This window comes from Undibacterium sp. TJN25 (assembly GCF_049339885.1).
Taxonomy (GTDB): domain Bacteria; phylum Pseudomonadota; class Gammaproteobacteria; order Burkholderiales; family Burkholderiaceae_D; genus Undibacterium.
Genome location: NZ_JBMPPM010000010.1, coordinates 222,697 through 244,001 on the forward strand (window position 1 = coordinate 222,697; position 21,305 = coordinate 244,001).

General features: G+C 57.6%; 17 protein-coding genes. 8 read left to right on the forward strand and 9 right to left on the reverse strand.

Features of this window, described 5'->3' with window-relative positions; translation table 11 throughout:
- Window positions 1-135: 135 nt before the first annotated feature.
- Window positions 136-357 carry a hypothetical protein gene (locus ACO0LO_RS23100; RefSeq protein ID WP_422967813.1) on the forward strand — a complete coding sequence of 74 codons (222 nt, stop codon included), beginning with the start codon at window positions 136-138 and terminating at the stop codon, window positions 355-357.
- A gap of 179 nt (window positions 358-536) precedes the next feature.
- On the opposite strand, the gene gloA is transcribed toward ACO0LO_RS23100, so the two are convergent.
- The 6 genes from gloA to lptD form a co-directional block, all read right to left on the reverse strand.
- Complete coding sequence (gene gloA / locus ACO0LO_RS23105) at window positions 537-923, reverse strand: lactoylglutathione lyase (protein ID WP_422967815.1); 387 nt, start codon at window positions 921-923, stop codon at window positions 537-539.
- Window positions 924-1,098: 175 nt separating this feature from the next.
- Window positions 1,099-2,745, reverse strand: a complete 1,647-nt coding sequence (gene pgi / locus ACO0LO_RS23110; RefSeq protein ID WP_422967817.1) for a glucose-6-phosphate isomerase — start codon at window positions 2,743-2,745, stop codon at window positions 1,099-1,101.
- Window positions 2,746-3,030: 285 nt separating this feature from the next.
- The gene (gene rsmA / locus ACO0LO_RS23115) at window positions 3,031-3,807 is read right to left on the reverse strand and encodes a 16S rRNA (adenine(1518)-N(6)/adenine(1519)-N(6))-dimethyltransferase RsmA (RefSeq protein ID WP_422967819.1); all 777 of its coding nucleotides are present in this window, start codon (window positions 3,805-3,807) and stop codon (window positions 3,031-3,033) included.
- A gap of 389 nt (window positions 3,808-4,196) precedes the next feature.
- Window positions 4,197-5,243, reverse strand: a complete 1,047-nt coding sequence (gene pdxA, locus ACO0LO_RS23120) for a 4-hydroxythreonine-4-phosphate dehydrogenase PdxA (protein ID WP_422967820.1) — start codon at window positions 5,241-5,243, stop codon at window positions 4,197-4,199.
- The gene (locus ACO0LO_RS23125; protein ID WP_422967822.1) at window positions 5,243-6,679 is read right to left on the reverse strand and encodes a peptidylprolyl isomerase; all 1,437 of its coding nucleotides are present in this window, start codon (window positions 6,677-6,679) and stop codon (window positions 5,243-5,245) included. The genes pdxA and ACO0LO_RS23125 overlap by 1 nt, the downstream gene beginning before the upstream one ends.
- Before the next feature lie 153 nt (window positions 6,680-6,832).
- A complete protein-coding gene (gene lptD, locus ACO0LO_RS23130; protein WP_422967824.1) occupies window positions 6,833-9,304 on the reverse strand; it encodes an LPS assembly protein LptD in 2,472 nt (823 codons plus the stop codon).
- A gap of 240 nt (window positions 9,305-9,544) precedes the next feature.
- On the opposite strand from lptD, the gene ACO0LO_RS23135 reads away from it, so the two are divergent.
- From ACO0LO_RS23135 to ACO0LO_RS23155, 5 genes are all read left to right on the forward strand, one after another.
- On the forward strand, window positions 9,545-10,573 hold the full coding sequence (locus ACO0LO_RS23135; RefSeq protein WP_422967826.1) for an aminoglycoside phosphotransferase family protein: 1,029 nt from the start codon (window positions 9,545-9,547) through the stop codon (window positions 10,571-10,573).
- 99 nt (window positions 10,574-10,672) lie between these two features.
- Window positions 10,673-11,392, forward strand: coding sequence for an N-acetylmuramate alpha-1-phosphate uridylyltransferase MurU (murU, locus tag ACO0LO_RS23140; protein ID WP_422967828.1), 720 nt, complete (start codon window positions 10,673-10,675; stop codon window positions 11,390-11,392).
- Between the two features lie 39 nt (window positions 11,393-11,431).
- Window positions 11,432-12,802, forward strand: coding sequence for an aminopeptidase P N-terminal domain-containing protein (locus ACO0LO_RS23145; RefSeq protein ID WP_422967830.1), 1,371 nt, complete (start codon window positions 11,432-11,434; stop codon window positions 12,800-12,802).
- The gene (locus ACO0LO_RS23150; protein ID WP_422967832.1) at window positions 12,786-14,000 is read left to right on the forward strand and encodes an FAD-dependent monooxygenase; all 1,215 of its coding nucleotides are present in this window, start codon (window positions 12,786-12,788) and stop codon (window positions 13,998-14,000) included. Before ACO0LO_RS23145 ends, ACO0LO_RS23150 begins: the two co-directional genes overlap by 17 nt.
- A gap of 146 nt (window positions 14,001-14,146) precedes the next feature.
- A complete protein-coding gene (locus tag ACO0LO_RS23155) occupies window positions 14,147-14,719 on the forward strand; it encodes a GNAT family N-acetyltransferase (protein WP_422967834.1) in 573 nt (190 codons plus the stop codon).
- 40 nt (window positions 14,720-14,759) lie between these two features.
- On the opposite strand, the gene ACO0LO_RS23160 is transcribed toward ACO0LO_RS23155, so the two are convergent.
- From ACO0LO_RS23160 to ACO0LO_RS23170, 3 genes are all read right to left on the reverse strand, one after another.
- Window positions 14,760-15,917: a hypothetical protein gene (locus tag ACO0LO_RS23160; protein WP_422967836.1), complete on the reverse strand. Its 1,158-nt coding sequence runs from the start codon at window positions 15,915-15,917 to the stop codon at window positions 14,760-14,762.
- 122 nt (window positions 15,918-16,039) lie between these two features.
- Window positions 16,040-17,686 (reverse strand): diguanylate cyclase domain-containing protein, encoded by a 1,647-nt coding sequence (locus ACO0LO_RS23165; protein ID WP_422967838.1) that lies wholly within the window; start codon window positions 17,684-17,686, stop codon window positions 16,040-16,042.
- A gap of 224 nt (window positions 17,687-17,910) precedes the next feature.
- On the reverse strand, window positions 17,911-18,366 hold the full coding sequence (locus ACO0LO_RS23170) for an Lrp/AsnC family transcriptional regulator (protein ID WP_422967840.1): 456 nt from the start codon (window positions 18,364-18,366) through the stop codon (window positions 17,911-17,913).
- Between the two features lie 313 nt (window positions 18,367-18,679).
- Between ACO0LO_RS23170 and ACO0LO_RS23175 the strand changes: the two genes are divergently transcribed.
- A complete protein-coding gene (locus tag ACO0LO_RS23175) occupies window positions 18,680-19,768 on the forward strand; it encodes an ornithine cyclodeaminase (RefSeq protein WP_422967842.1) in 1,089 nt (362 codons plus the stop codon).
- A 55-nt stretch (window positions 19,769-19,823) separates the two neighbouring features.
- Window positions 19,824-20,741: an arginase gene (gene rocF, locus ACO0LO_RS23180; protein WP_422967844.1), complete on the forward strand. Its 918-nt coding sequence runs from the start codon at window positions 19,824-19,826 to the stop codon at window positions 20,739-20,741.
- Window positions 20,742-21,305 lie beyond the last annotated feature (564 nt).

The window sequence follows — 21,305 nt, forward strand, 5'->3', positions numbered from 1 at the left end:
CATACGGTAGCCATGCTGTGTTTTTCATAGAACGACCGACGGTGTAAGGAACGGTGCTTTCGTGCGACCAATTTGCACTTGGGCAAATTCAACTGATTGCTCAAGAAACGTCTTTCATCTTCCTTAGGGGTCAATATGGAAATAAGTAGCCAGTCGTCTTATCAGGCAAAAAGCGTAACAAATATTGCCGCCAGTCAGCAAGCTCAGCAAACTCAGCAAACTCAGCAACTAAAGGCCAATACTGATCGTGCGCAAGCAGCACAACACCAGGATAATCAGGTGCAAAGCCCCAAACCTGGCGAAAACCAGCCCATTCCGGGTAGCGTGGTAGGTAGCCGAATCAATACTACTGCTTGATTGTTGAATAATGCGACGGCTGCCGAACCTGCCAAAAGAGTTCGGCGGTCGGCGTGCGTCAGAAGTCGCGAAGCGATAGTGCTTTATCGCCTCGCCAGGCGATGCAAGGCCAGATGCGAGGCCAGCCACTGCAGACAGCGTCCGCGCAGTGCGGCGGTCGTGGAATGGAAAATAATGGCTTAGGGTTTTCTTTCGATTAATTCTATTTTATAGCCGTCGGGGTCGGTGACAAAAGCAATCACGGTCTTGCCGCCTTTGACCGGTCCCGCTTCGCGTGTCACATTACCACCGGCAGCCTTCACCGTATCGCAAGCCGTGTACGCATCATCTACCGACAGCGCGATATGGCCGTAGGCAGTGCCCATCTCATACTTATCGACACCGTAGTTGTAGGTCAGTTCCAGCTCGGCGTGGTCCGGGTTGTTTCCGTAACCGACGAAGGCCAAGGTGTATTTGTATTCGGGATTATCGGAGGTGCGCAGCAGTTTCATGCCGAGAACGTGGGTATAAAAATCGATGGACCTTTGCAAGTCTCCTACCCTTAACATCGTGTGAAGCAGGCGCATGGCATTCCTTTCATGGTATTTGGCGAATGCGCTATTTTATTCGCATTGTTGACTATGCGTGAGTCTGCCGCAATGTATCCAGTGCGGATTTCTTCCGCCGGCCGGTTCCTGGATATGCACTAAGGTCTCGCAGGCAGGCCCTCGAGGTTAATACAAACACTTGCCCGAAAGCGCCTCACACATGCCCATGCCGCCGGAAGTAGGCAATCAGGCCGCTGGTGGACGTATCCAGGTTGACGTCATAGGCCTGGTCGCCAGTAATGGCGGGCAGCAGGCGGTTGGCGAGCTGCTTGCCCAGTTCCACGCCCCACTGGTCGAAGGAGTTGATGCCCCAGATCACGCCCTGCACGAATACCTTGTGCTCATACAGTGCCAGCAGCATGCCCAGCTGGAAAGGATCCAGGCTGGGCATCAGTATCGTCGTGGAAGGCTGGTTGCCGGCGAATACCTTGTGCGGCAGCAGCTTGGCGATGTTGGCGTCGCTCAGGCCGGAGGCGGACAGTTCTTCGCGCGCCTGCGCCTCGGTCTTGCCAAAGGCCAGCGCCGAACTTTGTGCCAGGCAGTTGGCCAGCAAAGGCGCCTGGTGGCCCGGCAACGGATAATCGCTGGAAGCTGCGACGACAAAGTCGCAGGGAATCAGCCAGCCGCCCTGGTGCAGCAGCTGGAAGAATGCATGCTGGCCGTTGACGCCGATCTCGCCCCAGACGATGGGGTTGGCGCGGCAGCTCAGCGGCTCGCCATCGCGGCTGACGGTCTTGCCATTGGATTCCATCTCCAGCTGCTGCAGGAAGGCCGGCAAATGGCGTATTGATTCGTTGTAAGGCAGGATTGCCGTGGTCTCGGCGCCGAGGAAATTGGTATTCCAGACCGAGATCAGCGCCAGCAGCACAGGCAGGTTTTTTTCCAGCGGCACCTGCTGGAAATGGTGGTCCATGGTTTCGGCGCCTTTCAGCAGGCGCTCAAAGCTGTTCATCCCTATCGCCAGCGCCACCGACAGGCCGACCGCCGACCACAGCGAATAACGGCCGCCGACCCAGTCCCATATCTCCAGGATATTGCTGTCAGGGATGCCGAACTCATGCGCCTTGCCGGGGCTGGACGTGACTGCGATGAAATGCTTGCCGATCGCCCATTCTTCTGTCGCCGCCGCCAGCAGCCAGTTGCGCGCGGTCTGGGCATTGATGGAAGTTTCTTGCGTGGTAAAGGTCTTGGAAGCGACGATGAACAGCGTCGTACGCGGGTCCAGCTGTTCCAGCAGCGGCGCGAGATGCGCGCTGTCCAGGTTGGAGACATAGTAAAAAGTCAGGCCGGGATGCTCCAGCGCCGACAGCGCGCGCGTCGCCAGCTTGGGGCCCAGATCGGAACCACCTATGCCGATATTGACGATATTCTGTATTGCATCACCCTTGAAGCCGCGCCACAGACCACTGCGCACACGCTCCACGATATCGCGCATCTGCTTGCGCACCCCCCTCACCAGTGGCATGACGTCGTTTTCCGCGCTAGGAAAAGGCGTGAACTCCTGATGACGCAAGGCCGTGTGCAGTACCGCGCGGTCCTCGCTGAAATTGATCTTCTCACCGGCAAACATCCGGTCGCGCCAGCCGGTCACGTCGGTCGTGCGCGCCAGCTCTATCAGACTGGCCAGCGTGGCGGCATCGATCCTCTGCTTGGAGTAATCGACCAGCAGATCGTCCAGCTCGACAGAAAAATTGGCGAAGCGTTCTGCATCGGCGGCAAACAGGTCGCGCAGGTGCGTATGTTCAAGCCTGTCTTTATGGGCCAGCAGCGCTTGCCATTCGGGAGTGTTGGTAATATTCATGGTAGTCCTGGTGAATCCGGCGGCAAACAATCCAGTCGGGAGAAAATCGTCCCGGTGATTATAGGGGAAAGTTTGTCATTTCCGTAACGCGGGTTGCAATCCGGTGACAAACAAGCGCAATCAGGCAGAATTTGTATGTGAAGTATTCTAGGCCGCGGTGCCCTATGGCAGCACCGGGGTGACAGGAAGAGTAAGGCAGGAAATAAAGGCAGGAAGAAAGAGCGGCGTTTCCGGCCGCCCTACAGGGTATATAGGGGCATCAGTGATATGCAAACGGCCGAGGACTCAGCGCGCAGACAGCATCTGCGCCAGCGTAACGTATTGCTCCAGCGGGATAGTCTCTGGCCTGTCCTGAGGATTAACGCCCGCAGCCACCAGCTCCTGCTCGCTGAACATGCCGGCCACGCAATTGCGCACCACTTTGCGGCGTTGCGAAAACGCCTTGGTGACAACCTCTTCCAGCTTCTTCACGTCGCACGCCAGGCGTTCTGCCTTCGGTATCATCCTGACGATGGCAGAATCCACACGGGGAGGCGGATCGAAGGCAGTCGGCGGCACGACGAACAGCAGTTCCATGTGGTAGCGCCATTGCAGCATCACCGACAGCCGCCCATAAGCCTTGCTGCCCGGCTCCGCGACCATGCGCTCGACAACTTCTTTTTGCAGCATGAAATGCTGGTCTTCGATCTGGTCTACATAATCCGCCAGATGGAACAGTAAAGGGCTGGAGATGTTGTAGGGTAAATTACCTACCACACGGAGTTTTTTGCCTTCCGCCACCGGCAGCGCGCCGAAATCAAATTTCAGCGCATCGCCTTCATGCACGATCAGTTTTGTCTGATCAAAATTCTTCTTCAACCGCGCAACCAGATCGCGATCCAGTTCCACTACATGCATGGTCGTCAGCGACTCCAGCAGCAAACTGGTCATCGCAGCCAGGCCAGGCCCAATCTCTACCATAGACTGATCCGGTTTGGGGTCGATGGAGCGGATAATATTGCCCAGGACGAGCTGGTCAGTCAGGAAGTTTTGACCAAAACGTTTACGTGCGATGTGTTTCATATGTTTTCTATTTTTGTAACCAGTTATGTCAGGCAAGAGAATATTTTTCACTCTCACCTGTCTAACCCTAGATATTAAAGTGCATTTCGTAGATGCAAGCTGGAGGTAAACCGGGGCCACTCAAGCCAATTATATTTTACGAGCAGTTTCTATTTGAATTGAGAGAACCTGGTTGCCGCTGTCTTTGACCTTCAATCGCTCGGAGCCTCGCCGATTGTGCGATACAGAAAATGGATCAGAAACAGGTGTGTCTGAGCGCAGCGAGTTTCGCCTGTTTCCCATTTTTTGTACCGCATAATCGGGCACCCCGAAGGCGAGGCTTGCGGTCGCCTTTTTTGGCTTAGCTTTTTTGGCAAAGCAAAAACAATGCTGCCCGATGCAGATAAACCTTATCCGAAAGACGCGGCACGTGCGCGCACCATACCAGCCGCAACCCTGACAGCCACCAGCATACTCCCCACGTCCGCCAACCCCAGTCCCTGCCCCGCCAGATCCAGCGCCGTCCCATGATCGACCGACGTCCGTATCAGCGGCAAGCCCAGCGTAATATTCACGCCATTGCCAAAACTCGCATGTTTCAGCACCGGCAAACCCTGGTCATGGTACATCGCCAATACGCAATCGGCCTGCGCCAGGTACTTCTGCTGGAACAGCGTGTCAGCCGGATAAGGGCCGGATGCGGCAATACCTAAAGACTGCGCATGCTGCAGCACCGGTGTGATGACGTCGATTTCCTCACGGCCAAGGTAGCCGTTTTCTCCGGCATGCGGATTCAGGCCGGTGACCAGGATACGCGGCCGGGCGATGCCAAATTTCTGCCGCAAGTCATGGTCGACGATCTGCAGGGTTTTCAGCAGGCTGTCGAATGTGATTGCCGCGGAGACGTCTTTTAGCGGCAAGTGCGTGGTGGCCAGCGCGACCCGCAGCGGCTGCGGCAAGGTGGCCGATGCCTCGCAAGCCAGCATCATGACGACCTGATCCGTGCCGGTTTTTTCCGCCAGGTATTCGGTATGGCCGCTGAACGCGACGCCGGCATCGTTGATCGTGCTTTTTTGCAGCGGCGCGGTAACGATTGCATCGCACCAGGCAACGCCCGCCGCCACGCTTTCTATCGCCACATCCAGCGTATGCAGCACGGAACGGCCGTTGCGCGCATCCAGTTTTCCCGGCACGACGTGGGCCGCCAATGGGCAGTCGATGACGGTGATCTGGCGCTCGCTGCAATTGGGCAGGCCGGTATAACGCAGTGCTTCCAGCGAGACGCCCATCAGGCTGATGTCGTCCGAGATATCGGCGGCCAGCATGGACAGAAAAGCAGCATCGCCTATCAGTACCGGCCGTATTTCATTGCGCAGCTGCCAGGCTGCCCTGATAGCGATTTCCGGTCCTATGCCCGCTGGCTCGCCAACGGTCAGCGCAATGACCGGCAGCTTCATTATTTGTCTTCTGTGCGGAATTCTACGTAAGCACGGTCACGCAGCTGACGCAGCCAGTCCTGCAACGCTTCATCGGCTTTGCGGTCGCGCACGGCCTGGCGGGCAGCGGCGCGCTGGCGGTCTTGCGACAGGTCATCCGTCTTGCGTTCCAGCACCTGGATCAGATGGAAACCGAACTGGGTTTCTATCGGTTCGCTGACTTCATTGACGGCCAGTTTGTTCATTGCCTGCTCAAATTCGGGAACGGTATCGCCGGGATAGATCCAGCCCAGGTCGCCGCCCTTGGCTGCGGACAGGTCATTGGAAAAGCTTTTCGCCAGATCTTCGAATTTGGCAGCATTGTTATCCAGGCGTTCCTTGATTTCGATCAGCTTGCGCTTGGCTTCGGCCGACGTTACCAGCGAACTCACCTTGATCAGGATATGGCGCGCATGGGTCTGCTGTACTGCGGTCGCCGCGGCGGTCTTGGCGCCATTGATCGCGCGCTTGCCGTTGAGCTTCAGGATGTGGAAGCCATTCGGGCTCTTGATGATGTCGGACACTTCACCTTCTTTCAGCTTGGCCACGGCATCCACGAACAGCTGCGGCAGCCTGTCCTGTTCGCGCCAGCCCAGGTCGCCACCTTTCAGCGCTTCGCTGGAATCGGAATAGGTCACGGCCAGCTTGCCGAAATCGCCGCCGACTTTCAGTTTCTGCATCACTTCTTCAGCACGGGTGCGGCGCAGCGCTATCTGCTCCGCCGATGCATTTTCAGGTATGCGGATCAATATCTGCGCCAGGTTCAGTTCCTGCGCAGTATTGGTAGGCGTGCTGACGGCGGCGAGGTAATTATCCACTTCGGATTCAGTCACCTGTATCTTGTTATCGACTTCGCGCTCACGCACGCGCTGCATCAGGATCTCATCGCGGATTTCTTCACGGAACTTGGCAAAAGGCGTACCTTCGCGTTCTATCTGGTTGCGGAAATCTTGCAGAGGCATCTTGTTCTGCTCTGCCATGCGGACAATCGCACGGTCCAGGTTGGTGTCATCCACGCGGAAACCGTCTTCTTTCGCCAGCTGTATCTGCGCACGGTCGATGATCATGCGTTCCAGCAATTGCTTTTGCAACTCGGCCTTGCTCGGCAGCGGCGTACCTTGTGCTGCCAGACGGCGCTCCACTGTGCGGATACGCTCTTCCATTTCCTGCTTGGTAATGACCTCGTCATTGACCACAACCACAATACTGTTAACCTGTTGCGGTTTTCCGGATTTGGCGGCGGGCGCCGCCGGTGCGGCAGTTGCAGCGGGAGCGACCACGGGAGCCGTAACGGGAGACCCGAAAGGCACAACGGGTTGCGCGGCGCTATTGGCGAAATTAACCTGTGACCATGCGGAACTGCTCAGCACCAGTGAAGCGGATATTGCCAGGACGGAAAAAAAATTACGTTGTTTCATGTGCAAGATGTTTCGCATAGTGATCCAAAATTCATATAAAAACAGAGCCGGTATTGCAAATTCAGCGAAGCTGCCATCTATCTGACCGCTTTTTGACGCTGGAGTTCTAGGCTTGGCTGTCACTCGTTCTCAGCAAAAGCTGAAATATACACGCTAATTGGATGACTGATAACCCGAAATATTCTTTTTCAGGACATCAATAGGGTTCGATCCCAGGCCAAACCGGCCCAGCCCGCTCAGCTCCAGCTGGAAGGAAAACGCCTTGGTCGATTGCAAAGTTGCCGTGGCGAAACGCTGGATAATAAACCGGAAGGCCCAGCAATCTTGCCTGTATTCAAAACCGGCCACGCCCTCAATCAATTTCTTGTCTTGCAGCGAATAATTGCTCCTGACCACGCCATACCAGCGCTTGGCCAACGGCCATTGGCCGGACAGGTCAACCTGTTCCAGCGTATCCCTCTGATAGCGGTATTCCGCATTGATGACCTTGCCGGTTTCCGGTTCCCAGCGCACGCCGTAATTGGAGCGCACTGACTGCCGGTCCGTCTGGCTGATCTGCAGCGCCGCATCGGCGCTCAGCGTCTTGGATATCTTGCCGTCTGCCGCCAGCAGCAAGTCGGAACGGCTCTGGCTGACAGGGGCATCCGGCAGGGACACTCGCTGCGTGTTGAAATAGAAACGCTGGCCGATTGCCAGGCGCAGGCGCTCTTCGCCCGAACCTTCTATATAGCGGGAAATCAGCGCTGCGGTGATCTGGTTGGAATCGCCGATACGGTCGCTGCCGGTGAAACGGTTCTCACTGAAGATCTGCGCAAAGTTAAAGTCGGCGGTCGCGCTGTCGAAATTCGGGAACAGGCTCTGGTCCTTGTACGGCGTGCGCACATAGAACAGGCGCGGTTCCAGCGTCTGCGTGATTTCCTGGCCGAAAAAATTGGTCTTGCGCTCGAATACCATGCCGCTGTCGATGGACATGGTCGGCAACACCCGGCTCAACTGGGTCGGCTGTCCCGGATCGGGATTCGTCAGCTGGTAGCTGGTCGCATGCAGCGACAGCTTGGGCGTGATAAACCAGCCCGGATGAATGATGGGGTAGGAAATCTGCGGGTTAAACACTTCGCGGTCGCCACGCACCATGGACGGGTGCCAGAAGCGGGTCACCGAGGAATCCAGCGCCCAGTCGAAACCCACCAGGTCACGCTGTTCCGCATGGAAGTTCAGCTGCGGCAGGCGGTCATAAGGGCGGGCGATAGGTGCGGCCGGATCCTGCAGCACCTGGTAATTAGACGCCCGCACGTTCAGGCTCCAGATACTGCCGTAATACGTCAGGTCCATCTCGCGCAGCAACAGGCGCTGCGCCGTCTTGGTGATGGAGCGCGAAAAATCGCTGGGGTAGTCGTCGTCGGAGGCAGCGTTGATGTCCCAGGAAAAATCCAGGTTGGGTAACAGTTTCTGCTTGTGTACCGACGCAATCGACCAGCGGTTGGTCTTGGTCTGCTGGTCGTCCAGCAAGCCTTCCAGGCTCGTTTCACCGGAGTAGGTGTCACCCAGATAGCGGCCTTCGACGCCCATCTGCAAACCGCGGCGGGCGATCATTTTAGGGAAAAAGGTCATATCGCGGTTCGGTGCGATATTGTAGTAGTAAGGCAAGCCGAACTCGACGCCGCCCTTGGACGTGGCGCCGAAGGTAGGCGGCAGCAGGCCGGACTGGCGCGCGCCGGACAGTGGGAAGCTCAGGCTGGGCGCTACCAGGATAGGTACATCCTTGAAGTACACGGTGGCTTTTTTGGCAACGCCGCTGTCCAGGCTGGTATCCAGCGTCAGGGTTTCGGACCTCAGGTACCAGTCGGGACTCAAGCCTTCGCAGGTGCTATAGGTGCCGTTGCTGATGACGGAATGCTCTTCGCTCTCGAAATCCATGCGCTGTGCATGGCCCTGCGCATTATTCTTGACCAGCTTGTAGATAGGGTTTTCAATAAAGCCGACGCCCGTATCCATCTGCATGCTCATTGAGTCGCCCTTGTAGCAGTCGCCGAAGCGCTGCATGCTCAGGTTGCCGGCCGCATCGACCTGGTCATCCAGGTTGTCGTAGGAACCGCGGTCCGCCTTGATATGGGTGGTGCCCTTGTCGATTTCCACGCCGCTATCGAAAGCGACAAAGCGCTCGGGACGTCCATGCATGCTCTCGGCCTGCAGCACCGTTGGCGCAGTCTTGTCGATTGTCCTGTCGTCGGCCCGGTTGGAGCCGACCAGCCTTACTTCAGGTATTTTCGGGGTGCCGTTTGCAGGGGATACGGCTGTCGCCGCTTTTGGCGCTTCCGTGGTCCCGGTGGTATTTCCGGCAGTGGCAGTATTTGCGGTATTTGAAACATCCGCGGGGATGACAACGGAGGGTGCCGTTACGCCGGCAGTGCTTGCTGAGGTATCCGCCGTATCCGCCGTATCCGCCACCGTCGGCGCGGCTGCTTTCACCGGTGCCGGCACTACCGGTGCAGCATCAGGCGACGACTGCTCGCTTGCCGCAGTCTGTGCCTGGGCCGGGATGGAAGGAGCGATCGCGGCGACGACTATCGCAGAGAAAATAGGAAACAACTGCTGTGGATGAGATAATACGGGTTTCCAGCGCATGTAGACGTCTAGGTAGGTGTAAGTGGTGCTTAGTGTTGCTTAATAAAGGCCAACAAATAGCCAACATCACGCCAGCATCGGCGCTTGATTTTAAATTAATCGCCTATTATAGGTGAACTTGGCGATAACACGGACAAGTTGGCATCGCCATCCGCATTAGAACATCTTAGGACTTGTAACAATTGCCGGAAAATTCCGGCAATTGGCTGCAAGCCGGCAAATAAACAAAGAAATTCGGTCATGTCATCTATACAATCAACAGAAAACGAACGCCAGACCGCCATGCGCAACTGGCTGGCAGGCATCAGCACTCCTTCACTGCATCTGGACACCATCCGCCGCGCATCGGAGGATGCCAGCTTCCGCAGCTATTACCGCGTCGATGCGGCAGACGGCCAGACCTATATTGTCATGGATGCACCGCCGCCGATGGAAAGCGTGCAGCGTTTTGCCAATGTCGCCGACATTTTCGGCAAAGTCGGCCTGACGGTGCCGCAGGTGCTGGCCGCCGACAATGAATCGGGCTTCCTGCTGCTGACGGACCTGGGCACGACCACCTATTTCCACGTCCTCAATAATGACAGCGCCCACAAGCTATATATGGACGCGATCGATTCGCTGATCCTGCTGCAAACCCAAAGCCAGCCGGATGTGTTGCCGGAATACGACCGTGCGCTGCTGCTGAAGGAACTGATGATCTTCCCGGAATGGTATATCGGCAAGCATCTGGGCGTGACGCTGACGGCCGAGCAGACTGCCAGCCTGGACAAGGTATTCGAAGCACTGCTGGCCAACAACCTGGCGCAGCCGCAGGTGTTCGTGCACCGCGACTACCATTCTCGCAACCTGATGCTGCTGGACAAGGGCAATCCCGGCGTGCTGGATTTCCAGGATGCCGTCTACGGCCCCATCACCTATGACCTGGTGGGCCTGCTGCGCGACGCCTATGTGCAGTGGGATGAGGAAATGGTGCTGGACTGGGCCATACGCTATTGGGAAAAAGCCAAACGCGCAGGCCTGCCCGTCAGCGCCGACGTTGACAGCTTCTACCGCGATTTCGAATTCATGGGCCTGCAGCGCCACTTGAAGATACTGGGCATCTTCGCCCGCCTGTATCATCGTGACGGCAAGGATGCCTTCCTGGCGGACATGCCGCTGGTCATGGAATACGTACGCAAGACGGCGCAGCGCTATAACGTGCTGATTCCGCTGCTGCGCCTGCTGGATGTGCTGGAAGACAAGAAACCACAGGTAGGCTATACCTTCTGAACCGCTGCCTGAGTCCCTTGCTTGGAGTCCGCTGCAGCGAAGCTTCGGGCAAGTACCCTGCCGCTATCACTGTCAATTGAAATTGCAAAGAACATCCTGATGAAAGCCATGTTACTCGCCGCCGGCCGCGGCGAAAGAATGCGTCCGCTGACCGACACCTGCCCCAAGCCGTTGCTGAAAGTGCGTGGCCGACCGCTGATCGTCTGGCATATCCTGAACCTTGTGAAAGCCGGCATCACCGACATCGTGATCAATCACGCGCACCTGGGCCACATGATAGAAGAAGCACTGGGCGACGGCGCCCAGTTCGGCGCCAGGCTGCAGTATTCCCCGGAAAAAACGGCGCTGGAAACCGGCGGCGGCATCGCCAACGCGCTGCACCTGCTGGGCGACGAACCCTTCATCGTCGTGTCGGCCGACATCTATACACCGCACTTCAATTTTGAGGAATGCAGGAATACGCTGGAAGACAAGGACATGTGGGGCAACCCGCACCCCGTGGAAAAACGCGATATCGCCTGGATATACATGGTAAAAAATCCGCCTTACCACCTGGCAGGCGATTTCGCGGTCAACCTGATGGGCCTGTCCAACCAGGGCGAACCGAAATTCACGTTCGCCAATATCGGCGTGTATCGCCCGGAAATGTTCCACGCCGTCCAACCCGGCGAGCACATGCGGCTGGGCACACTGCTGCGCCAGTATGCCGACCGCGGCCAGCTTGGCGGAGAAATGTACAATGGGCTCTGGTACAACATCGGCACTCCAGAGCAACTGGCGGAACTGAACGCACCGCTGCCCGCCCCGGCCAGGGCCTGAATACCCTCACTCCGGCAGCACACGAACAAGGAAACCGGCATGAAGCGAGACTCTTTTATTTCCCGGCGCAACAGGCTGTTCGCGCTGATGCAGGAACAAGGCGGCGGCGTCGCCATCCTGCCGACCGCACGCGAAATGACGCGCAATAGCGACAATCATTTTCCATTCCGGCATGACAGCTATTTCTATTACCTGTCCGGCTTTACGGAGCCGGAAGCGGTCATCGTGCTGGTCGCCGGCAAGACCGGCAACCGCGCCGTGCTGTTCTGCCGCGAGAAAAACCTGGAGCGCGAGATCTGGGATGGCTACCGTTACGGCCCCGAGGCTGCGCGCGAGCAGTTCGGTTTTGACGAGGCGCATGCATTCGGCGCGCTGGACGCCGAAATGCCGAATTACCTGGCAGATGCCGGCACGCTGTTCTACAGCACCGGCGCCGACAATAACCTGGATGCGCCGCTGCAGAACTGGCTGCAGATTGTACGCAGCAAGGCGCGCAGCGGCATCTCCGCGCCGGACAAAACCGTCGACGTGCGCTGCCTGCTGGATGAAATGCGGCTGTTCAAGGACGATAGCGAAATCTCGGCGATGCAGCATGCCGCCGTTATCTCCGGCGCAGCCCATGCGCGCGCCATGCGATTTACCCAGCCGGGACGCCATGAATACGAACTGGAAGCGGAACTGCTGCATGAATTCCGCCGCCGGGGCGCGCAGGCTCCCGCCTACGGCTCCATCGTCGCGGCCGGCGCCAACGCCTGCGTGCTGCACTATCAGGCCAACGACGCCGCGATCAAGGATGGCGACCTGGTGCTGATCGATGCCGGCTGCGAGCTGGACAGCTATGCGTCCGACATCACGCGCACCTTTCCGGCCAACGGCAAATTCAGCGGTCCGCAAAAGACATTGTATGAGCTGGTGCTGGCGGCACAGCAGGCAGCCCTGGAATGCGCGCGCCCCGGCTCGCGCTACATGGATGGCCACAATGCGGCCGTGCGCGTACTGACACAGGGCATGCTGGACACCGGCCTGCTGCATAAGGACAAGGTCGGCAGCGTCGAGGACGCTATCGCCGATAGCGCATTTCGCCAGTTCTACATGCATGGCACCGGCCATTGGCTGGGGCTGGACGTGCACGACGCCGGCAGCTACCGCGAGACGGTAAAAATCGGCGACGAAAAACCCTGGCGCACACTGGAAGCCGGCATGGTCATCACGATAGAACCCGGCATTTATGTGCGCCCGGCAGAAGGCGTGCCGGAGCAGTATTGGCATACCGGCATACGCATAGAAGACGACGTGCTGATCACCGCTGACGGCCATCTGAACCTGAGCCGCGATACACCCAAGACCGTCGCAGAAATTGAAGCGGAAATGCAGTACAGCGAACGGAACGGCAATGACGGACGCCACTAGTACCACTACGGTGAATACGGAAACCATCGCCTCCAGGATTGCTACCGATGTGGACGTCGCCATCTGCGGCGCCGGCCCGGTTGGCCAGATGCTGGCGCTGCTGCTGGCCAGGCGCGGCATGGACGCCCGTCGCATTGCCCTGATCGATGCCAAAAGCATAGAGCAGGCGATGCAGGATGCCCGCTCCATCGCGCTGTCCTATGGCAGCCGGCAATTATTGGAAAGCGCCGGCGCCTGGCCGGTGACGGCGACGGAAATCCACCAGATCCACGTATCGCGGCGCGGCCACTTCGGCCGCACATTGATCGACTGCAAGGAATACGGCCTGCCGGCGCTCGGTTATGTGGCGCGTTACGGCAAGCTGGTGGAGCCGCTGCATGCGGCCTTGCAGCGCGCCGGCGTTGATGTCAGGCGGCCGCTGCAGGTGGCGGCAGTGAATGAAAGCGCCGATATGGCGACGCTCAGTCTGGCGGATGGCTCATCCCTGAGTGCAGCCGTCGTTGTGCAGGCTGAGGGCGGCACCTTCAACGACCAGGCAGAAAAATCGCGGCGCCACGATTACCAGCAGACCGCGGTGATCGCTCACGTCACCGTCAGCACCCCCATTCTCCAGCGTGCCTTCGAACGCTTTACCGAACAGGGACCGCTGGCGCTGCTGCCGCAGGAAGACGGCTACGCTTTGGTATGGTGTGTGCGGCCGGATACCGCCGCAGAATTACTCGCTCTGGACGATGAAGCATTTCGTAACGCTTTGCAAAATGCCTTCGGAGAACGCCTGGGCCAGATATTGACGGCAGGCAGACGCTTCACCTATCCGCTGGGCCTGAATGCACAGGCGCAGGCCGGCGCCAGAATTGTCACCATTGGCAATGCCGCGCAAACGCTGCACCCGGTCGCAGGCCAGGGCCTGAACCTGGGTCTGCGCGACGCTGCGGTGCTGTCCAGGCTGCTAACGGAAACACCGCTGTCGCTGGCCGCGCCGGAAGCCATTGCCGCTCGATTGCAAGAGTTTATCCGGCAGCGCGGCAGCGACCGCGCCGCCACCATCCGCATAACGGACAGCATGGCACGCGCCTTTGCCGGTTCCGCCGACGGCTCGCTGCCGCAAACGCTGCTGGCTGCCGGCCTGGGCGCGCTGGACCTGGTCAGGCCCGCCAAGAAGCTGCTGGCGGAACAGATGATGTTTGGCTGGAGATAGATGAAGCGTCGTCTAGACACAGGAAAACGGCAAGCAACGCGTCACCCTATTGCCCATGGGATAAAATAAGTACGGATACCTTGCACGCAGTCCTGGCAAGTTCAACCAACCCAACAAGTCATTTAGCAGATGCCCCGGGAGGAGCCTTGCCTGATCAACCTCAACTCAGCCGCAGGCCGTCGCTGGACGACCGTACGGAAACCGGCCGCCTGCTGCTGCGCAGGCCCGGCAATGCCAACATCGCCAGGCTCTATGCGATTTGCAGCGATCCGCAAACCAACCTCTACAATCCTGCCGGCCCTTACCCCGATGTCCAGAAGGCCGAAGCGGTAATGGCGGCATGGATCTCGCACTGGCAGCAGCGCGGCTTCGGCCAATGGGCCATCGCCAGCCGCGACCAGCCGGAACGGATACTGGGATTTGGCGGTCTGGCCGTGCTGAACTACCTGGATCAGCCACGCATCAATCTGGGCTTCCGCTTTGCCACCGAGGCCTGGGGCAAAGGATATGCGAGCGAAATGGCGGGCAAGGCGCTGGAACTGGCGTTCCAGCGGCTGGAATTTTCGATTGTGCATGCCAAGGTGCGCCCTGCCAACCTGGCGTCGATTGCAGTACTGGAACGCATAGGCATGCAAAGAGAAGGCACGATTGACGATGTACCAGGCTGGGAGCCCAGCCTGGTCTACACGATGCGCAAAAACCGCCCGGCATCTGCTTGAATGCCGGAGCGGGATCGTTCTCGCGCCGGCACGTTCTGCTTCAGCGGCGATTTTCTCCCGCCACGCCCAGGTCGGTATTAAAGCCCAATACCTGCCCTGCCCAGATGAAGACTATCCACACTAGGATGCCGAAAGGCAGGTAGCCGGCATAGCCCTCTATCGGCATCTCGGCAAAGATGTGAATGACGTTGACGTAGGGGATGTTGTAGATCCAGTAGTTGGGATTGGTTTCCGGCATGGGGTTAGGATTGGCGCTGCCGAAATTCCACAGCTCCCAGAAAAAACCGTTGAACAGCGAACTGAGCGCCATCAATATCATCGGCGTCCAGTTGCCCTGCGCCATGGCAGTAAAAGGCGTCCAGATATTTTTGTGTATCAGCGTGCCGCTCAGCACGAACAGGGGGCCGACCCACAACACCCAGAACAGCGGATAAGGAAGCACGACCATCGCGCCTATCAGGAGCAGTCCCAGCCACATCATTGCCGGCCCCGGCAGCGCCAGTTTAGGGCCCTGCGAATAGCGTGCCACCATGGAAGGGAAGGTATTCAGCAGCGAGTACCATTCAAACACTGCCGGCCATACCGTGGTGTAGGCGATGATAAACAGCAGCACGATCGTCGCATGGCTGAGGCCGGGAATATGCACATTCGGGTAGTACCAGTTACCCAGCGCGAAATAATCAAAATATTCAAATACGCCCCAGCCGGCGATGGAGACCAGCGCGGAAATAAACAATGTCGTAGAGCGGCTGGACAGCAGCGACTGGCCGCCGTTGCGGCGGTAGGCAAGGCCATCCAGCACCAGGATAAATCCCCACCACAAAGGCGTAAACGCGTAGTACACCAGGCTGCCGAATACGGTCACCCTGGACCACATCAACCACAGGAAAAACACCGTCAGCACCAGGCCTATCCAGAACCAGTAGGGCAGGCTCACCAGCGGCAAGGGCGGCTGGGGTGCAACCGGCTTGAAACCGAACCAGGTCGGCTTGATCAGGAAAGCGGCGATCACCAGTTCCAGCAGCAGCACCACGATAAAGGCCAGCAGCCAGAACGGCGGCGCCGGTGCGACCAATTCAGGCGGGAAGACGCCAAAGCCCGGCGGCAGATGGGTGGCGGGGTACACAAACCACGCCACGGCAAGAGGCAACAGCAGGCTGGCAATCATAGGCCAGATCAATCCCACGATACGACGCATAGTTTCTCCAAGTAATAACAGCGAACAACGGTCAGTGAATCTGAAAGTCAAAATACGTCTGAATCGGATCTGTCAACGCAGGAATTTCTGCCGCCGCCAAGGCATCGCCTTACTGTGCGGGTTCAGGCCTGGTCTGAAGCGCGCCGCCGGTGCAGCTGCTTTTGCTGGTACATGCGTGCATCGGCCATTTGTTTCAGGTTTGCCTTGCCGGGATCTTCCTTGACCAGCGCGGAGCCGAAGCTGGCGCCGGCGATGGCGAAATTGTCCTTATGCAGTGCTTCCATGGTCGCGACCAGCATGTCTTCGACATAGCCGGTATCGCCGCTGCGGCAGGTAATCGCAAATTCGTCGCCGCCCATGCGGTGCAGGATCGCACGTGGGCCCAGGCGTTTTTTCAGGTGATAGGAAAAACTGCATAGCAGTTCATCGCCGCGCAAATGGCCGTAGGTGTCGTTGTAATGCTTGAGCCCGTCCAGGTCGATGATGGTCAGGCTACCCTCGGGCGGCAACTGCACGATTTCGATCTCCAGGTTGAAACGGTTCGGCAGGCCGGTCAGCGCATCGGTATGGGCGATCAGGATGCTGCGCTTGGCGTCGTCAATCGCAGTCTGCCTTTCCTTGTTCAGCAGGGCAAACTGCCAGGACAGCACCAGCGCCAGCAGGAACACCTCCACCGCCACCGCCAGCAGGCCTATGTGTTCCACATACAGCGTGTGCGCGTCCATGCGGTTCAGCGAAATCGATGTCAGCCCCAGGATGAAGAATGCGGCGATGGCGACGAGATAAAAGCGGGCGCTGGGATTCCCGCCACGCACGCCCGAAATACCAGCGGCCAGTCCATAAAACATGAACAGCCCCACCCCGTAACGGTCCAGTTCCAGCGACCAGTTGGGGAAGAAACCCGCCAGGATGATGAACACCATGAACAGCCCCAGCAGCAGCAGGCCGGCGCGATACAGGCGTGGGTGGCTGCCGGGCCGTATTTCCAGCAGCGCCATGACAAACACGATATACGCGCAATTGGAAAACAGCACCGGCACGCTGACCATGTAAAACCAGTGCAGGCCGAACAGATCCGGATAGACCAGCAGCGCAGTGCCGTTATACAGCAGGTTGCCGAGGATAAAGATCGCATACATGCGCTCTGCCGTGCGGCGCCTGACCACTGCCAGCGTCGCATAGTAAAACCCCAGGCCGAGGAACACACCCAGGCATACCAGCACCAGCGCATTGCCGGCCTTGATGGCTTCGCGGTAGTCGTCCAGCGTATCCAGGTAGGGTTGCGGCTGCGCCAGAAAGAAAGGCGAATCCAGTTCGGTCACCAACCGGTAATCGCCTGGCGGTAACAATAGTTCTCGTCCGTGCCGTAGAAAAAAAGGATTGGCCGCCTCGCTCTGTATGCCGCCTTCCATCTGTGCCAGCAGATGGCCCTGCGCATCGAACACATGATGCCGGAAATGGCCGACGGTACTGGAACTCTTGAAGTCCAGCACGTAGCGAGCCGCGTCGGACTTTGTGCCGGTAATGGTGAAATCGGACTGAAACAGAAAGCGCCCGCCCGTGGGACTCAGCTTTGCCACTGGTTGCAGACCGCTGCCCTGCAACTGGCTCTGGCCATGGTATTGCCATGCCGGAGTAGCCTGGTACCAGTTCCCCTGGATATCCAGCGGTGCAGCAAATGCGGAGGACGGCAGCATTATGGATAACAGCAGGGAGAACAGCAGATACACCTTGACCAGCACATTGCATGGCTTGCACCACGACAACATTTTCAATCTGGGAGGCACACTCAACAGACTCAGGCATTGTTTGCCAGGGTAGCCCGCTATGGATATTGCTGTCTGGGCTATCAATTTATTCAGAGGATGATAAAAAATGAAAGCATCAAGGGGTGATTCATTCTAATGGCTGTCTTTCATTTCTGTCTATCAACAATGACAGTGTGATAGAGCAATAGTCAAAAATACTACATGGGCATGCTGTCCAAACCGCTTTATTCAATTGGCAGGCTGCTGACGGGCTTGATCTCTTCCATGCAGATCATGGAACGCAACGATGCAACGCCGGGCACCTGCATCAGGCGGTCGGTCAGGAATTGCGACAGGCTTTTGAGGTCGGGGGCGACCACTTTCAGGATGTAGTCGAAATCGCCGGAAATAGTGTGGCATTCTATGATGTCCGGAAAGGACATAATCTTGCGCTCCACTTCGCGCACATTACGGAACTGCTCACGGTCCAGTGACAGGTTTACAAAGGCCGTCACGCCCAGGCCTATCGATTCCGCCGCCACCTGCGCCACATAGCCGCGGATGATTTTCTTTTCTTCCAGCATACGCACCCGGCGCAGGGTTTGCGGCGCAGACAGGTGGATGCGCTCGGCCAGTTGCAGGTTCGTCATGCGGCCGTCGTCCTGCAAATGCTTCAGTATGCTGCGGTCGTAATTGTCCATGCCGCCCTCTCCAGGAAATATCATATATTTTATAAATTACTTTTTAATAGAAATTAAAATCCATATTTTTCAAATATAAGTAATTTAATTTCATAAAATACCAGATACCGCCGTAATTTGGCAATCTTATTTCCAGCCATACTGGATACAATGATCCTGTAATCCATCGCCGCCGGCGATGCATCCCTGTTGGAGCTTTCTACAAATCGCTGCATTTCCCTGCCCTTCCCCACCGGACACCGGCACAGTAGATTTATAGAAGTCCCCGTTGAGGTGCCTACCGCGGTATTCCATCAATATTTCGGAGAACATCATGGTGACCTTTATCGGCACGCAGGAAATGCAGGCGCATTTGAGGAAAACAAAGCTGGAAGACGCGATTGCGCGGCTGGCCGGCATGATCCGCGAAGACTATCTGCGCTGGTCTCTATTCGACAAGAGCGCCAGGGTTGCCAGCCATTCCGATGTTGGCGTCATTGAGCTGATGCCGATTTCCGACGGCAAGCAATATTCCTTTAAATACGTGAACGGCCATCCCAAGAACACCCAGGCCGGCCTGCTGACGGTAACCGCTTTCGGCGTGCTGTCCGATGTCGATACCGGTTATCCGCGCCTGCTGTCGGAGCTGACCCTGACAACAGCGCTGCGCACTGCCGCCACCTCCGTACTGGTCGCCCAATACATGGCAAGGCAGGACAGCCGCCGCATGGCTTTGATCGGCAACGGCGCGCAAAGCGAGTTCCAGGCCATTGCCTTCCACTGCCTGCTGGGCATAGAAGAATTGCGCGTATACGACGTCGACCCGGCCGCCACCGACAAACTGGTGCATAACCTGCGGGCTTATCCCAAATTACGTATCGTCAGGGCCGCATCTACCGCAGAGGCCGTCAAGGGCGCCGACATTATCACCACCGTAACCGCAGACAAAACCAATGCACTGATCCTGCTGCCGGAGATGATAGAACCCGGCATGCACATCAATGCGGTAGGCGGCGATTGCCCCGGCAAGACCGAGTTACATGCTGCAATATTGGAAAACGCGCATGTCGTCGTAGAATATGAACCGCAATCACGCATCGAGGGCGAATTGCAGCAGATGCCGGCGGAATTCGCGGTGACGGAATTCTGGCAGGTACTGGAAGGCAAGGTTGCCGGCCGCTCCCATCTGCAGCAGGTCACGGTGTTCGACTCCGTGGGTTTCGCGCTGGAAGATTTCTCGGCGATGCGCTACCTGGAAAAATACGTGGTGCAAAAAGATTCGCGCATCCTGGACTTGATCCCGGAATTGCTGAATCCGAAAGACCTGTTCGGCATGGGCGTGGGTTCCGGAACCGCAGACGAGGCACCGGCAAACGCGGCTCCCCGCAGCAGTACCGCTTACGCCATCCCGATCAACGCCTGAGCGGCGATACGCAACTATTGAAGCATCTGGCACACTTTTGAGATTACCGAAACGAATGAAGACAATTTCCTTGATTGGCGCACCTACCGATGTAGGGGCTAGTGTCAGAGGCGCGGGCATGGGCCCGGATGCCTTGCGCGTGGCAGGACTGGTGGAGGCGCTGGAAGCGCGCCAGCTGGCCGTCATCGACCACGGCAACTTGCACGGGCCGGCCAATCCGTGGCAGCAGCCGGTCAACGGCCTGCGCCACCTGGAGGAAGCGGTTGCGTGGAACCAGGGCCTGTTCGATGCAGTGGATAAGGCCCTGAGCCAAGGCCATATACCGATGATGATGGGCGGCGACCACTGCCTGGCGATAGGCTCCATCAGCGCCGTCGCCAAGCATTGCAGGAAAACCGGCAAGAAGCTGCGTGTGCTGTGGTTCGACGCCCACGCGGACAGCAACCTGTCCACCATCAGCCCGACCGGCAACATTCACGGCATGCCGGTAGCCTGCCTAATGGGCCACGGCCCGGAACAGCTGATCCACTACGCCGGCCACACGCCTGCCGTGAACCCGGATGAAATACGCCTGATCGGCATTCGCAGCGTGGACGAAGGCGAAAAGCGTTTCATCCACGAGTTGGGCATGCAGGTCTATGACATGCGCTACATCGACGAACACGGCATGCGCGCGGCAATGAACGCCGCGCTGGAAGGCGTTGACGAAAACACGCACCTGCACGTCAGCTTCGACATGGACTGTCTGGACCCCGCCATCGCCCCAGGAGTCGGCACTGCGGTACTGGGCGGACCTACGTACCGCGAGGCGCAGTTGTGCATGGAGATGGTGGCTGATACGGGTTTGCTGGCGTCACTGGATGTGGTGGAGTTGAATCCGGCTTTGGATATACGGAATCAGACAGCGGTGCTGGCGGTGGATTTGATTGAGAGTTTGTTTGGGAAATCTACGCTGGTGAGGATAAATGGGTGAGCCTGGTGGCTTTGCCTATAAGACTATTGGCTTAATGAATCTGTTTTCACTTCGTGGATACAGGTCGGGGGTGGCCCGACAGCCACTCACTTTATTTTGCTTCGCCAAAATAAAGTAAGCAAACAAAAGGCGACCGCAGACTTGCCCTACGGGTGATGCCGCTTCGCGTCATCACATTTTGCTGCATTACAAAAAATGGGAAACAGGCGAAACTCGCTGCGCTCAAACACACCTGTTTCTGATCCATTTTCTGTAATGCAGCAAAATGCAGCGTCCCGAGCGGGGTACTTCAAAAACAACTACTAAGTCAAAAGCAGCAGCAACTAGATTCTTCATTTTCGAAAGAATCTAATTTTCTAAAGCTGTGTTGGTCTGGTGTGGCAGTTGGGGTTGTTGTTGAATTTGTTGTTGACCTTGCTTTTGACGTCCCCCCGCTGGGGACGTAGCATTTTGCGCTCTGCCGAAAATGGATCAGAAATGGGTGTTGTCTGAGCCGAAGGCGAGTTTCGCCCATTTCCCATTTTTGGCAGTGCGCAAAATGTAATGGGGCGTAGCCTCATCACC